The organism is Cellulomonas hominis, assembly GCF_005239125.1.
Classification (GTDB): domain Bacteria; phylum Actinomycetota; class Actinomycetes; order Actinomycetales; family Cellulomonadaceae; genus Cellulomonas; species Cellulomonas hominis_A.
In genome coordinates this window covers 1-14,049 of sequence record NZ_SZYE01000009.1, presented here as the reverse complement: position 1 = coordinate 14,049, position 14,049 = coordinate 1, and the positions used below count along the sequence as shown (strand labels likewise).

The window sequence follows — 14,049 nt, the reverse complement described above, 5'->3', positions numbered from 1 at the left end:
GCGTCACCGGGCGGGCGAGGCGGTTCGACGACGTCGGCGAGTACGCCGACATCGTCTCCGCTCCGATCCCGACGGCGCGAACCTCTCGTGCCGGGTGCCGGGTGCCGGGTGCACCACCGTCGTCGCGCTCCGCGCAGACCTCGGCGTCGACCTCGCCGAGCTGCAGGCCGTCGCGGAGTGCCTCGGAGACGCGTTGAGCGGCCGTTAGCCACGCGGTCCTGCCGTAGCCGTCGCCCCCGCGAACCCGGGGTGAGGTCAGCAGCGCGGTGTCCTCACGAGTCAAACCTCCCGGCATGACGGGCTACCGCAGGACGACTGCCATAACACCTGCCACATCAGGGGCGACCGTGCCGCATCCACCCTGCACATCAGGCGCACAAGACCGGAAGGCGAGCACTCTTCTGACCAGCGCCGTGCTAGCCGCGTACGAGTTGCTCCCCGAGCTTGAACATCGTTCACCGGAGAGGGCGCCCCTCGGGCTCTCGGCAGACTATTCTCAGGCTGTGAACTCGTCGGCCAGCGCCACGCAGCCTCCACAGAACGCACCAACTGCGTCTCGCGATGAGTTGGATTTCAGACTGCGCCAGTGGATCAACGGCCTCCACATCGAGCACATCGCGCATAGTCGCGCTGCCGCGGCTCTACACCGTCGGCACTGGGGACTGGGCGTCACCGCGACGATCGTCGCGGCTGGTGTTGGCACCAGCGCGTTCGCTGGGTTGCAGGACACGCCGCGCGGCTGGGCCCTCTGGCTTGTTAGCGCCGCCTCCATCGGGACCGCTGCGCTCACCGCACTGGTCGCGTTCATGGACTACTCCGCGCGGTCCGCTCGACACACGGCGTCAGCGTTGCAGTTCGGATCACTCCGCAGGAGGGCGGAACTGCTCTCCGCATCGGCAAAGCCACACTCAGAACTGCTTGTCGCGATGTCAGAAATCAACAAATCGTGGGAGCAGGTGGCGGAGTCATCGCCGCAATACCCGCCACGCCTACACGAGTGGGCGCGCGCTAAAGTGCCACGAGCTCAGCGCACCTGAGTTAGCAAGAGGGGAGGCCCCGAGGAATGCGGACCGACCTGCCGGCCGCCCGTACCAACCACATCCCTCGTAGCCACCGACGCGAGTAGGACGTCACGACGAGCGATAAGACCGCCCCGCGACCTCGAGTAGAGGACGGGCGCTTCGCGCGTGGCCGAGACAACGTCGGTCCAGTCGCGTCACGACTCACGGCCAAAGGTCTTCGGCTCCGACAAAGGTGGCAGAATCTTCCGAGACGAAGGCGACGGGAAGCGAAGCCACCCAATCGACGTCCCCTTTCCACTCCGCGACCTGCTCCAGGAGCTTCTCCCTTCGCCACGGTGCGGCCAGGATCAAGAAGCGGACGTCCGCCGCACCAAACGGCCAGCCCCAGTCGTCGCCGCCAACGATCTTCGGGATTCGCCACTCGCGTTCGTGGAGCCACTCCGACGAGCCGCGTACCTCTCCAGACAAGAAGTTCTCCGGCGTGATCGCGCCGTCCCATCCCGGCCACAGGCGCACACCTCGCGAGCGCATCGGTTCTGGGATGGGCGCCGTGCGCCATGCGTCCCATTCGTCGCCACGGACGTAGTGGACCGGACCTCCGCCGTCGTCCCAGACGCGCTGCTTGTCGAACGCGAGACCAACCTGGTCGTAACGAGACGACAGCCCGCGCAAGGCCCGACGCGTGGTCTGAGTGAACGACACGACAGGCCAGGTCGTGTCGAAGGGCATGCCCCAACGCAGACGTCGCTGGTGGAGCACACTGGCGAGTCGCTGAATCGCGTCCAACCTCTGGATGTCCTCTTGCAGCCCCGGTGACGGCGTTCCCCAGCGTCGCGTCATGTGGAGCAGGACGTCTGGCAGATCCGGGCTCTGGTTCACGCGGAGCGAGCGCTGCGCCATCGGGCCAGTCTGCCTGGCGTGACCATCGCTTGGGCGGCCAACACCGTTGTGTCGCGGTGAGACGACGAGCAGACTTGCCACAACGCGTGCCACTGGAGAGGTCGCGATGACGCATCCACCCTGCACATCAGACGCACATGCTCCGACGAGCCGGCGGGCCGAGAAGGTGCTGAACAGCGAGAACGCCTACGGCTCGTCCATCGACCGGGCTTTACTACGACGTCTGATCGGCTGCTCCCGGTCAGTGCGCATGCGAGGGGCGTCTCCCGTCAGGGAGGCGCCCCTCGTGGCGTCTCCGACCCCGCCGACACCCCCGCTGACGCCGCTGACACCCCCGCCGACACCCCGCTGACACCCCCGCCGGCGCCCACGTCGACCCGGCGCCGGGCTCGTGCCGACACGCGCTGGCGCCCCCGCGCCGTCTCGCATCGCGGGATCCGCCCCGGGCGCGCACTGGCGGATCCCCGCGTCCCCGGACGCCCCCGCCCTGGTGCGGCGCGGGCGCGCGGCGCCGGCCAGGTGGCGTAACTGCCTGGTTACCTCCGCGGACCGCGCCCGTTACCGACCGCTCCCTAACTTTCTCGACATCCCCGGCGCCGGCACCAGGCCGGCGGGGCGGACGAGGAGGTGGACGGGTGCAGCGGATCACGGTCGCGGCGGTGGCGATGCGCGCGGTGCACGACAAGGCGGCGAACCTCGCCTCGATGCTGGCGACGGTCGCGTCGTGCGCGGAGCAGGGCGCGGACCTGGTGGTGTTCCCGGAGCAGTGCCTGCAGGGCTACCTGCCCAGCCTGACCGACTACGCCCTGTCGCACGTGACGTACCAGGTCGAGCACGCGGAGCCGGTCGCCACCGGCCCGAGCGTGCGGGCGCTGGCCGACGCGGCCGCCCGGCACGGCGTGCACGTGGTGTTCGGCATGACCGAGCGCGACGAGGTCCGCGCCGAGGTCCTCTACAACACGGCGGTGCTGGTCGGGCCGGACGGGGTCGTGGGGTCGTACCGGAAGGTGCACCAGCCCGGCGACGAGAAGCACCTGTACCACCCGGGTGACGGCTTCACCGTGCTCGAGACGCCGCTCGGGCGGATCGGGATGCTCATCTGCTACGACCTGTGCTTCCCGGAGTCGACCCGCAGCCTGGCCCTGTCGGGGGCGGACCTGCTGGTGCTCCCGACCGCGTGGGGCGTGGACGACCCGGCGGCGCCGGTGCACGAGGACCGCATGGTCGGCGCGTTCGACCTGTTCACCCGGGTGCGGGCGCTGGAGAACCAGACCTGGTTCGTCGGCGCGAACCTGGTCGGCCGGCTCGGCGGCTTCACCTACCCGGGCGGCAGCCGCGTCGTCGGGCCGGACGGCGTCGTCCGCGCCGACACCGGTGCGACCGAGGGCGTCGCGTTCGCGACGGTCGACCGCGCCGAGACCGTGCGCGCCCGCACGGTCGGCTACCTCGGCTACTCGTTCCTCAAGGACCACCGCGATCTGGCGCCGGCCGAGGTCCGGCGCCCGGAAGGAGGGCAGGCGGCATGACGCACGCGATCGAGGCCCGCGGCATCGGCAAGCACTACGACGTCCCCGGCGGCGAGATCGAGGTCCTGCGGGGCATCGACTTCCACGCCGACCCCGGGGAGCTCGTGTCCTTCGTCGGGCCGTCGGGCTGCGGCAAGAGCACGCTGTTCAACATCATGACCGGGCTGCTGCAGCCCACCTACGGCGAGGTCTGGGTGAAGGGCCGGCAGACCACCGGCACCGCGACCCCGGAGATCGGGTACGTCCTGCAGAAGGACCTGCTGCTCCCATGGCGGACGATCCTGCAGAACGTCGTCCTCGGGCTCGAGGTCCGCAAGGTCCCCCGGCGCGAGGCGCGCGAGCGCGCGGCCCGGCTGTTCGAGGTCTACAACCTGACCGGCTACGAGGACCGGCTGCCGTCGCAGATCTCCGGCGGCATGCGCCAGCGGGCCGCGCTCATGCGGACGATGGTCATGGACCCCGAGGTCGTCCTGATGGACGAGGCGTACAAGGCGCTCGACTACCCGCTGAAGATCGAGCTCGAGAGCGAGCTGCTCGCGACCGTCCGCCGGTCGGGCAAGGCGGTCGTGTTCGTCACGCACGACATCGAGGAGGCGGTCACGCTCTCCGACCGGGTGTACGTGCTCAAGGCGCACCCCGGCCAGGTCGTCGAGGAGATCCGCGTCGACCTGGGCACCGACAGCCTGCGCATCGAGGAGCGCCGCCTGGCGCCCCGGTTCAACGAGTACTACGAGCGGATCTGGCGCTCGATCGGCACCCGCCCGGTCGACGCGGGGAGGGCGGCCTGATGGCGACCGCGATCGAGACCACGGCCCCCGCGCGGGCCACAACCGCGGCTCCGGCCCGGTCGCGCCGGCGGCTCGGGTCCCGGCGCACCCTGCTCGTCGTCCTGCAGGTGGCGACCGTGGTCGTCCTGCTGGGCGCGTGGGAGCTGGGCGCGCGGGCCGGCACGGTCAACACCTTCCTGTTCTCCAGCCCGTCGCAGGTGCTGGACTCGCTGTCCCGGCGGGCCGCCTCCGGCGACCTGGCGGTGGACGTCCGCACCACGGTCACGGAGGTCGCCCTCGGGTTCCTCGTCGGTGCGGTGGGCGGCTCGGTCCTCGGCCTGGCGCTCTGGTACTCGCGGTTCGTCGCGGACTACACGGCGCCGTTCATCGCCGCGATCGGCGCGATCCCGGTCCTGGCGATCGCCCCGATGACGATCATCTGGTTCGGCACCGGGCTGATGTCCAAGATCATGATCGTCGGCTTCTCCTGCGTCGTCGTCTCCCTGACCTCCTCGTACCGGGGGGCGCAGCGCGCCGACCCGGACCAGATCGACCTCATGCGGTCGTTCGGCGCCTCGACCGGGCAGATCTTCACCAAGGTCGTCGCCCCCGGCGCCCTGCCCTGGATCGTCTCCGGGCTCAAGCTCAACGTCGGCTTCGCCGTCGTCGGCGCCATCGTCGGGGAGTACATCTCCTCGGACGCCGGGGTGGGTCACATGATCCTGCTCGGCTCGTCCAACTTCACGGTCGGCCTCGTGCTCGCCGGACTGGTCGTCGTCATGGCGATCGTGCTCGTCCTCACCTTCCTCATGAACCTCCTCGAGCGCTTCCTGCTCTCCTGGGAAAGGACCACCAAGTGACGACCTCCCGCCGCCCCCTCGGCGCCCTCGCCCTCGCCGCCGCCGCGTCGCTCGCCCTGTCGGCGTGCGCCGGCGCCTCCTCGGCCGCGCCTGCCGCCACCTCCGGCGAGGGCCTGACCACCGTCCGCATCAACCAGGCCTTCCAGTCCCTGCTGTACCTGCCGCTGTACGTGGCGGAGGACCAGGGCTTCTTCGAGGAGGAGGGCGTCGACGTCCAGATCAGCACCGGCGGCGGCGGGACGCAGTCCTGGTCCGCGGTGCTGGGCGGGTCCGCGGAGTTCTCGATCCAGGACCCGGTGTTCGTCCCCAAGACCCACGAGTCCGGGGGCGACGGCGTGGTCGTCGCCGGCATCCAGGACGCCCCGACCGTCTTCATCATCGGGTCGGACGACGCGGACGTGCAGGGCGACCTCTCGCTGCTCGAGGGCAAGAAGGTCGTCGTCAGCCCCGAGCCCGACACGACGTGGGCGTTCATGACGCACCTGATCGAGGAGAACGACCTGCAGGACGTCGAGCTGGTCAACGTCGCGATCGGCAACGAGCTCGCGGCCGTGTCCAGCGGCCAGGCCGACTACGCCCTCGCCGTGGAGCCGCAGATCACCCAGGGCGAGGTCGAGAACGGGCTGCACGTCGTGTACTCGTTCTCCGCCGACCCGAGCTGGTACCCGTTCGCGTTCTCCAGCCTCACGGGCCTGCCGTCCTGGATCGAGGCGAACCCCGAGGCGGCCCAGGGCGTGGTCACCGCGTTCCAGAAGGCGTCCGACGCCATCTACGCCGATCCCGAGGCGGCGATCGCCACCGCCCAGGCGTACTTCCCGGACCTCGACCCGGAGGTCGTCGCCACCGCCGTGGAGCGCGAGATCGACGCGCTCGGCTACCCGAAGGACGTCCTGGTCAGCCAGGACGCCTGGGACCGGAACCTCGAGATCGCCGCGATGACCGGGAACGTCGCGGAGTACCCGAGCGAGGCGACGTCCTACGAGAACAACGTGGACACGGAGCTGGCCGAGCGGGCCAGGGCCGAGGCCGACGGCGAGTGACGCGCGCGCCGCGCCGGCCCGCAGCCGCGGGCCGGCGCGGCGCCCGGTTCGAGGAGAGGTGAGGGACGACGTGGACGAGGACCAGATGCCCGCCGGCTGGCGCGAGGGCGCGGCGCGGGTGTGCGCCGTCGCCGAGACGAGCGACGCGGCGCCGGCCGCGCTGTTCACCGCGCTGCGCGACCGGGACGCCCGGTGACCGCCGGGCTGCTGGGCGACGTCGCGCTCGCCCAGCGCGCGCTGGCCGCCGGCGAGGTGACGAGCCGGGACCTGGTCGAGGCGGCGCTGACGGCGGCCGAGGCGGTCGGCGACCTCGCCGCGTTCGCCTCGCTGCACCCCGCGAGCGCCCGGCGCGCCGCCCGCGAGCTGGACGACCAGCGCGCCGCCGGCGCCCCGCTGGGACCGCTGGCCGGCATCCCCGTCGTGCTCAAGGACAACGTCGCCGAGTCCGGTGTCCCGAACCGCGCCGCCTCCCTCCTGCTCCCCGACGAGCCGGCGGCGGTCGACGCGACCGTGACCGCCCGGCTCCGGCACGCGGGGGCGGTGGTGATCGGCCGGACCAACATGCACGAGCTCGCCTGGGGCGGCACCACCGACAACCCGCACCTGGGCACCTGCCGGAACCCGTTCGACCCGGGGCGCATCCCCGCCGGCTCCAGCGGGGGCACCGCGGCGGCGGTCGCCGCGGGCGTGGTGCCCGTCGGCATCGGCACCGACACGGGCGGGTCGATCCGCCTGCCCGCCTCGGTCACGAACTTGACCGGTCTGCGTCCGTCCCTCGGCCGCGTGCCGACCACCGGCGTCATCCCGCTCGCCTGGACGCTCGACACGGTCGGCCCGATCGGCCGGTCCGCCGCGGAGTGCCGGCTGGTGCTCGACGCCACGGCCGGCCCGGACGGCAGCGACGACGGGTGCGTGTCCCGGCCGGACACGCTGCGCCACCTCCTGCACCGCGCCGACCCCTGGGCCGGGCTGCGGGTGGGCGTCGTGGACGGCTTCACGCTGGACGGCGTGCAGCCGGACGTCGCCGCCGCGGTCGCCCGGCTGCTCGACGACGCGGCCGGGTGGGGCGCGCGGCCCGTCGACGTCGCGCTGCCGCGCCTCGACGAGCTGGTCGACGCCCTCGTCGTGCTGAACGCCGCCGAGGCGTCCGCGGTGCACGCGGCCGCGCTGCGCGCCCACCCCGAGCGCCTCGGCACCGACGTCCGGGTGCTGCTCGAGGCGGGTGCCCGGTTCACCGCGGTCGAGTACCTGCAGGCGCAGCGCCTGCGCACCCTCGCCCGCGACGCGCTCGCCCGGACGTGGGAGCAGGTCGACGTCCTGCTGGTCCCGACCCTCCCGTTCACGGCCCCGCGCCTCGGCGAGCGCGACATCGAGCTCGCCGGCCGGACCCAGGACGTCCTCGTGGCGAACATGCGGTACACCGCCCTCGCCAGCCTCACCGGCGCGCCCGCGGTGTCCTTCCCGTGCGGGCTCGACCGCCTCGGGCTGCCGATCGGCGCGCAGCTGGTGGGCCCCGCGTGGTCGGACCGCGCCCTGCTGCACCTCGTCGCCGACGTGCAGCACCGGACCGGGCACCACCGCGCGCGGCCCGCCCGGCGCGCGGCATGAGCCCGGCCGCCGGGCGCGCCGGCGGCGCCGCCACGGTCCTGCTGCTGTCGCTCGTCCTGCGCGCGCCGGTGGTCGCGCCCGCCCCCGTCCTCGCGGTCGCCCAGGACGACCTGGGGGTGAGCGCCGCCGTCGCGGCGCTGCTGGTCACGGTCCCGGTGCTCTGCTTCGGCCTGCTCGCGGCGCCGGCCGGCTGGGTCGTCGGGCGGCTGGGCACCCGCGCCGCGACGCTGACCTCGCTCGGCGGCATCGCCGCGGCCCTCGTGCTGCGGGTGTCCGCCGGCCCGGCGGGGGCGGTCCTCGGCACGGTGCTGCTCGGCGCGGCGATCACGGTCGCCAACGTCGTGCTCCCCGTCCTCGCGAGCGCCGGCGACCGGCGGCACGCCGAGCGCCTGACCACGCGCTACACGGTCGGGATGAACCTGGCGTCGCTCGTCGCCACGGTCGTGACGGCGCCGCTGGCGTCCGCGGTCGGCTGGCGGGTGGCCGTGACGGCACCCTGGCTGCTCGCGTGCGTCGTCGGCGCGGTGGCCACGGCGCGCTCCGGGTCGGCCGTCGCGGGGACGGGCGGACGGGCGGGGGTCCCGGGCGGCGGCCCGGCCCACGGTGGCCGCCGTCCGTGGCGGCACCTCGTCCCCGTGCTGCTGGCGACGGCGTTCGCCGGGCAGACGCTGTCGTACTACGGCATCACGGCCTGGCTGCCCACCCAGCTCGACGACCTCATGGGCCTGGGACTCGTCCTGGCCGGGAGCAGCGCCGCCGTGTTCCAGCTGACCGGCGCCCTCGGGCCGCTGCTCATGGCACCCGTCCTGCGCACCGGCCGGATCGCCACCGGGTTCGCCGCGACCACCGCCCTGTGGCTGACGTTCCCGCTGGGGATGCTGCTCGCGCCCGGCGCCTGGTGGCTGTGGGCCCTCGCCGCCGGGGCGGCGCAGGGCGCCACCTTCACCCTGGTGCTCACCGGCGTGAACCGCTGGGCCCGGTCCCCCGCCGAGGCCCGTCGCGCGGCGGCGCTGGTGCAGGGCGGCGGCTACGCGGTGGGCGCCTGCGGCCCGGTGCTGCTCGGGACCGTCCACTCCGTCTCCGGCGGCTGGACCGCGCCGATGCTGGTGGTGGTGGTCGCCGCGCTCGGCCTCGGCGCCGCCGGGATGTCGTCCACGTCGAGCCGGCGCGCCGACTCCACCGAGGAGAGCCCCGTGCTGGAGCCGGCCCGCCCGTAGTCGTTGAGCAGGAAGATCCGGTCGTGCCGGTAGTACCCCGTCGCGACCTCGATCACCCGGCCCTCCGGGCCGAGGACCCGCCGGTGCTGCACCATCACCGGCGCGCCCGCGGCGACGTCGAGCGCCTCGGCGACCGCCGGGTCGGCCGTCGTCGCCCCGGTGCGGACCTGCGCGACGCCGATCTGGACCCCGTGCTGCTCGAGGTAGGCGAACGTCCCGCCGCCCTCGGTCGGGGTGACGTCCGCGGGCCGGGTCAGGCCCAGATCGGCCGGGAGGTACGAGGACCACAGGACGATCGGCTCCGGCGTCTGGGTCAGCCGCTCCCACAGCACCACGTCGTCGCCCGGCGCCAGCCCGAGCTCGGTCGCGACGGCCGGCGACGCGGGCACCGTCTCCCACGCCAGGTGGCGGTAGAACACCCGGGCGGCCGCCGGATCGGTGCCCTCCTCGGCGATGGCCCGCAGGTGGTTGAGCTCGTGCACCAGCACCTCCGTGCGGGCGCGGGTGCCGATCCCCTGGTCGCGGCGGATCAGCCCCTCGGCCACCAGCAGGGCCAGCGCCTCGCGCACCACGTTCCGCCCGACCGCGAACTCGGCCGCGATGCGGTCCTCCGGGGGCAGCCCGGTCTCGTGGAACGCGCCGCCGACGATCCGCGCGCGGAGCACGTCGCGCACGAGGCGTGCCCGGTGTGCACGCCGCGTCAGGTAGCCGGCCATGCGGGCATGCTCCCACGCCACCGGACGGTCCGGCCGCCAGGGAGGGACTGCCAGGACCTCGCACGATCGGCCGCGGCGGGGTTGACTGGGCGGGCGACCGGCGGCCGAGGACGACCCCGCCGGCGCCGACCCACCGTCCCGCGCACCCCTGGGAGTCCTGTGCTCACCGTCAACGCCTACGCCGCCCCCTCCGCGACCGAGCCGCTCGTCCCCGTGACGATCGAGCGCCGCGACGTGGGGCCGAAGGACGTGCTGATCGAGATCCGCTACGCCGGCGTCTGCCACTCCGACATCCACACCGTCCGGGGCGACTGGGGCCCCATCACCTACCCGCAGGTCGTCGGGCACGAGATCGTCGGCGTGGTCGCCGAGGTCGGCGCCGAGGTCACCCGGCACGCCGTCGGCGACCGGGTCGGCGTCGGCTGCATGGTCAACTCCTGCCGGGAGTGCGAGAACTGCCGCGCCGGCCTCGAGCAGTACTGCCTCGGGGGCAACACCCAGACCTACGCGTCCGTCGACCGCGACGGCACCATCACGCAGGGCGGGTACTCGACCTACGTGGTCGTCGACGAGGACTTCGTCCTCCGCGTGCCGGAGGCCATCCCGTTCGACAAGGCCGCCCCGCTGCTGTGCGCCGGGGTGACCACGTACTCCCCGCTCGCCCACTGGGGCGCCGGCCCGGGCAAGAAGGTCGCGGTCGTCGGCATGGGCGGCCTCGGCCACATGGCCGTCAAGCTCGCGCACGCCATGGGCGCCGAGGTCACCGTCCTGTCCCGCACGCTGAGCAAGAAGGCCGACGGCCTCGAGCTCGGTGCGGACCACTACTTCGCGACCGAGGACCCGGCGACGTTCGCCGAGCTCGCGAACACCTTCGACCTCATCGTCAACACCGTGTCCGCGGTCGTCGACCTCGGCGCCTACCTGTCGCTGCTCAGGCTCGACGGCACCCTCGTGAACGTCGGCGCGCCCGGCGAGCCGCTGCCCGTCCAGGTGTTCTCCCTGTTCGGCAACCGCCGCTCGTTCGCCGGGTCGAGCATCGGCAGCATCGCCGAGACGCAGGAGATGCTCGACTTCTGCGCCGAGCACGGCATCGCGCCCGAGACCGAGCTGATCGCGGCCGACGAGGTCAACGAGGCGTACGAGCGCGTGCTGCGCTCGGACGTCCGGTACCGGTTCGTCATCGACGTCGCGACGATGGCCTGAGCGCTCCCGCGCCCACCGCGAGCCCCCTCCCGCACGGTGCGGGAGGGGGCTCGTGCGGTTCCGGACCCGGGTGCGAACCGGCCCCACGGCCGGGCCCGCCGCCGTAGAGTCCCCGGTCATGGGGGCGGACCGCATGGCCGAGGTGCAGCTCGACGACGTCGCGGAGCCGGTGCCGGAGCCGGTCGCGCCGTCGCGCACCGCCACCCGCGCCCGCGCGCTGCTGCGCCGCTGGTGGCCGGCTCCGGTGGCGGTGGTCCTGGCGCTGGTCGCGGCCCAGGCGGTCACCGACCGCCGGGACGAGGCCGCGGCGGAGCGCCTCCGCGCGACGCCGGGAGTCCTGGCCGAGACCGTCACCGCGCCCCTGGAGGCGACGCCGTGGGGCACCGGCGACGCCATGGGGCTGCTGATGTCCGGGACCCGCACCGCGGACGGGCTGATCGCGGGCGTGCTGACGCCGGGCACCGGCGAGCCCGCCGCCGTCGTGGCGCTCGACGCGGTCACCGGCGAGGAGCGGTGGCGCGCCGAGATCGGGGTGCTGCCGACCGAGGACGGGTACACGCGGAGCGCGTCCTGCACCTCGGGCTCCGACGCCCCCGCGAAGACGCTGTGGTGCGCCGTCACCGACGGTCCGGCGGAGGACGCGGGCCCGGTCACGACGCGGCTGGTCGCGGACGCCGACGCGCTGTACGCGGCCCGCGGCGACACGCTGGTGGCCGTGCCGACGACGGGCGCGCTGCGCCTGCTCGGGGCCCGGTCGAGCTGATCGCGCTCGCGTTCCCCGGGGACGACGTGCCGGCCCCGGTGCTGGCGGAGGTCGTGGCGCTCGCCGGGTCCGACCGGGTCCGGGTGGTCGACGTGGTGCTGGTCCGGCCCGCCGAGGACGGGATCGAGGTCGTCGAGGTCGACGATCTGGACGGGCCCGCCGCCGACGGGCTCGCCGACCTCGCAGACCTGGTCGGCCGCGGGCTCGCCGGCGAGCACAACCTCGGCCTCGTCGCCGAGTCCCTGCTGCCGGGCGCGAGCGCGCTGGTGCTCGTCGTCGAGCACCTCTGGGCCGCCGCGCTGGCCGGGGCCGCCCGGGAGGCCGGCGCGGTCGTGGCGCTCACCGAGCTCGTGCCCGCCGAGGTCGTCAACGCCCTCGCGGCGTCCTGACCCGCCGGCCCGTCGTCCCGTCGTCCTCACCATTTCCTGGAGGAACCGCCGTGCCCCTGCTCATGCCCCGCTTCGGCCGCCCCGGACTGATCGGAACCGCTGCCCGCACCGCCGTCATCGCCGGCACCGCCAGCGCCACCGCCGGCGCCGTCCGCCGCCACCAGTACACCCGCGCCGAGCAGTCGTTCGAGCAGCAGCAGCTCGCCGAGGCCGAGCAGCAGCGGCGCGTCGAGGACGCGGCCCGCGACGCCGCCCGGCAGGCCGGACCGCCGCCGGAGCCGGCCGACGACGGAGGGCTGGTCGAGCAGCAACAACGCAGCGGGTCAGTACACCAAGCGCCAGGTCGCCGAGGCCAGGATGCGCAGACGTCCGGTCGGGGCCGAAGCCTGCCGACCGCGACGACTGAGATGCACGTGCGTGACGGGCATCGCCATGCCGGGCGACCCGATCGCGCTCCCGGTCCGAGGTCCCCGCACGGGCCCGCGATCTCGGTGACGCCGGCGTCACCGGCGGCCGCGCCACAGGACGAAGGGGTGATCTGACCCTGCACCGCGAGCGAAGTCCGGTCGAGCGACCAGCGAGCGAAAGGTCGACCGCGCCCTCGCTCAGTTGCCTTGTGGCGGCGCTCAGGTGGCGGGACGCTTGCCACAGGACGTGCCACAGGAGGGGCCCCGATGACGCATCCAGGATGCACATCACACGCACGCTCGCGAACGCACCCGCAGGCCAGCGGCGCTCTGGCCAGCGACTACGCCCGCGGCTCGACCGTCGATCAGGCTCTACTACGACGTGTAGGCGTCAGGTCTCGAGGCTGCTCCCTTGAGCGCCTGACCTGCACGAACGGCACCCCCGTCACCCTCGTGGTGGCGGGGGTGCCGCGTTCTGCGCGACTGCCCGGGTCGCTCAGGGGCGTCGCGGGGCCCGGGCCGGCCGGAAGCCGGTCACCACCAGCCGCAGGCCGAGCGAGAGCTCCCACACGAAGACCGGCGCCACGGCGACCGCGGACAGCACCGACACTTGCTCGTGGAGGCCGAAGGCGGTCGCCAGGTCGGACGCGAGCAGCAGCGGGGCGCCGGCCAGCCCGGTCAGCGGGATCCACCGGGGGACGAGGCCCGAGCGCAGCAGGAGCGGCGCCAGCAGGCACGCGTTGACCGCCGCCATCACGCCCGGGCCGAGCAGGAACGTCCAGTCGCGCACGGCGACGAGGCCGTGCGCGACCGCCACGCGGGCCGCCGGGTCGAGGTCCGCCGCGGTGTCCTGGCGCAGGGTCACGACCGCGAGGAGGCTGACGACTCCCACCAGGATGACGGCCGCCTCGACCAGCCGGGACGCCAGGAACCCGAGGGCGAGCTGCTCGCCCCAGGACCTCAGGGCCCCGTGCAGCACCACCGCGGTCCCGACGCACGCCAGCGCGTTGACCAGGTCGAGCAGGGCGCCCGCGGTGACGGAGGGGTCCGACCCGGCGCCCAGCACGAAGGCGGGGTCGTCCAGCAGCGGGCTCAGCAGCGGCAGGGCGGCGATCGAGCTCACGAACGTGAGCAGGTAGAGCCCGCCCGCCAGCCGGGCGGCGCCCCGGCTCGGCAGCACGGTGCCGGCGGTAGGCGGGGGCTGGGTCACGGTCGTCGGCATGGTGCTCCTCGGTGCGCTCCTCGGCGGCCGTGGCGCCGCCGTCGACCGCACGGTAGGAGCGCGCACGGTGAGCCCGGATCACCACGTCTGGTGAGATCGCGGGTGAGGTGGCCGCGGTCAGGGCAGCCGGGCTCCCCCGCGCAGCAGCCCGAGCTCGGCCGCCCGGCGGACCGCTGCGCGCCGGCCCTGGACGCCGAGCTTGGCGTACACGTGGCGCGTGTGCGTCCGCACGGTGTTGAGCGAGAGCCCGAGGTGGCCGGCGATGGCCGGTCCGTCGAGGTCGCCGGCCAGGAGCCGGAGCACGTCGCGCTCCCGCGGCGTGAGCGGCGGCACCGCCGCCGGGTCGACCGTCGGCCGCGCCACGGCGGGTCCGCCGGCGGCGGCGCACCCGCGCACGCGCAGGCGATCG

At 74.1% G+C, this 14,049-nt stretch carries 15 protein-coding genes and 1 pseudogene; 11 read left to right on the top strand and 5 right to left on the bottom strand.

What is annotated here, in order from left to right; translation table 11 throughout:
- The first annotated feature begins 293 nt into the window (after positions 1 to 293).
- Entirely contained in the window at positions 294 to 1,037 is a 744-nt protein-coding gene (locus tag FA014_RS21055; RefSeq protein WP_154728180.1) for an SLATT domain-containing protein, read from the top strand.
- Between the two features lie 186 nt (positions 1,038 to 1,223).
- Here the strand turns inward: FA014_RS21055 and FA014_RS02705 are convergent, their stop codons facing one another.
- Positions 1,224 to 1,922, bottom strand: coding sequence for a hypothetical protein (locus FA014_RS02705; RefSeq protein ID WP_154728179.1), 699 nt, complete (start codon positions 1,920 to 1,922; stop codon positions 1,224 to 1,226).
- A 635-nt stretch (positions 1,923 to 2,557) separates the two neighbouring features.
- Between FA014_RS02705 and FA014_RS02700 the strand changes: the two genes are divergently transcribed.
- From FA014_RS02700 to FA014_RS20540, 7 genes and pseudogenes are all read left to right on the top strand, one after another.
- Positions 2,558 to 3,448 (top strand): carbon-nitrogen hydrolase family protein, encoded by an 891-nt coding sequence (locus tag FA014_RS02700; RefSeq protein ID WP_154728178.1) that lies wholly within the window; start codon positions 2,558 to 2,560, stop codon positions 3,446 to 3,448.
- The gene (locus FA014_RS02695; RefSeq protein WP_154728177.1) at positions 3,445 to 4,236 is read left to right on the top strand and encodes an ABC transporter ATP-binding protein; all 792 of its coding nucleotides are present in this window, start codon (positions 3,445 to 3,447) and stop codon (positions 4,234 to 4,236) included. Before FA014_RS02700 ends, FA014_RS02695 begins: the two co-directional genes overlap by 4 nt.
- A complete protein-coding gene (locus tag FA014_RS02690; RefSeq protein ID WP_154728176.1) occupies positions 4,236 to 5,075 on the top strand; it encodes an ABC transporter permease in 840 nt (279 codons plus the stop codon). The genes FA014_RS02695 and FA014_RS02690 overlap by 1 nt, the downstream gene beginning before the upstream one ends.
- A complete protein-coding gene (locus FA014_RS02685; protein WP_154728175.1) occupies positions 5,072 to 6,115 on the top strand; it encodes an ABC transporter substrate-binding protein in 1,044 nt (347 codons plus the stop codon). Before FA014_RS02690 ends, FA014_RS02685 begins: the two co-directional genes overlap by 4 nt.
- 58 nt (positions 6,116 to 6,173) lie before the next feature.
- A complete protein-coding gene (locus FA014_RS19810; RefSeq protein ID WP_195969135.1) occupies positions 6,174 to 6,311 on the top strand; it encodes a hypothetical protein in 138 nt (45 codons plus the stop codon).
- Positions 6,308 to 7,723, top strand: coding sequence for an amidase (locus FA014_RS02680; protein WP_195969134.1), 1,416 nt, complete (start codon positions 6,308 to 6,310; stop codon positions 7,721 to 7,723). Before FA014_RS19810 ends, FA014_RS02680 begins: the two co-directional genes overlap by 4 nt.
- Positions 7,720 to 8,625: pseudogene (locus tag FA014_RS20540) on the top strand (MFS transporter); the annotation flags it as partial. The gene FA014_RS02680 and the pseudogene FA014_RS20540, both read left to right, overlap by 4 nt.
- Before the next feature lie 125 nt (positions 8,626 to 8,750).
- Here FA014_RS20540 and FA014_RS02670 read toward each other — a convergent pair.
- Entirely contained in the window at positions 8,751 to 9,656 is a 906-nt protein-coding gene (locus FA014_RS02670) for a GntR family transcriptional regulator (protein ID WP_154728172.1), read from the bottom strand.
- A 159-nt stretch (positions 9,657 to 9,815) separates the two neighbouring features.
- On the opposite strand from FA014_RS02670, the gene FA014_RS02665 reads away from it, so the two are divergent.
- The 3 genes from FA014_RS02665 (at position 9,816) to FA014_RS02655 (ending at position 12,011) form a co-directional block, all read left to right on the top strand.
- On the top strand, positions 9,816 to 10,859 hold the full coding sequence (locus tag FA014_RS02665) for an NAD(P)-dependent alcohol dehydrogenase (protein ID WP_154728171.1): 1,044 nt from the start codon (positions 9,816 to 9,818) through the stop codon (positions 10,857 to 10,859).
- Between the two features lie 118 nt (positions 10,860 to 10,977).
- Entirely contained in the window at positions 10,978 to 11,622 is a 645-nt protein-coding gene (locus FA014_RS02660) for a hypothetical protein (protein WP_154728170.1), read from the top strand.
- Between the two features lie 26 nt (positions 11,623 to 11,648).
- Entirely contained in the window at positions 11,649 to 12,011 is a 363-nt protein-coding gene (locus tag FA014_RS02655) for a DUF6325 family protein (protein ID WP_195969133.1), read from the top strand.
- A 26-nt stretch (positions 12,012 to 12,037) separates the two neighbouring features.
- Here FA014_RS02655 and FA014_RS02650 read toward each other — a convergent pair whose 3' ends face one another.
- The 3 genes from FA014_RS02650 to FA014_RS02640 form a co-directional block, all read right to left on the bottom strand.
- The gene (locus tag FA014_RS02650; protein WP_154728168.1) at positions 12,038 to 12,322 is read right to left on the bottom strand and encodes a hypothetical protein; all 285 of its coding nucleotides are present in this window, start codon (positions 12,320 to 12,322) and stop codon (positions 12,038 to 12,040) included.
- A 592-nt stretch (positions 12,323 to 12,914) separates the two neighbouring features.
- Positions 12,915 to 13,640: a DUF4386 domain-containing protein gene (locus FA014_RS02645; RefSeq protein ID WP_154728167.1), complete on the bottom strand. Its 726-nt coding sequence runs from the start codon at positions 13,638 to 13,640 to the stop codon at positions 12,915 to 12,917.
- A gap of 117 nt (positions 13,641 to 13,757) precedes the next feature.
- A partial coding sequence (locus FA014_RS02640; protein ID WP_154728166.1) for a helix-turn-helix domain-containing protein occupies positions 13,758 to 14,049 on the bottom strand: 292 nt, incomplete at its 5' end.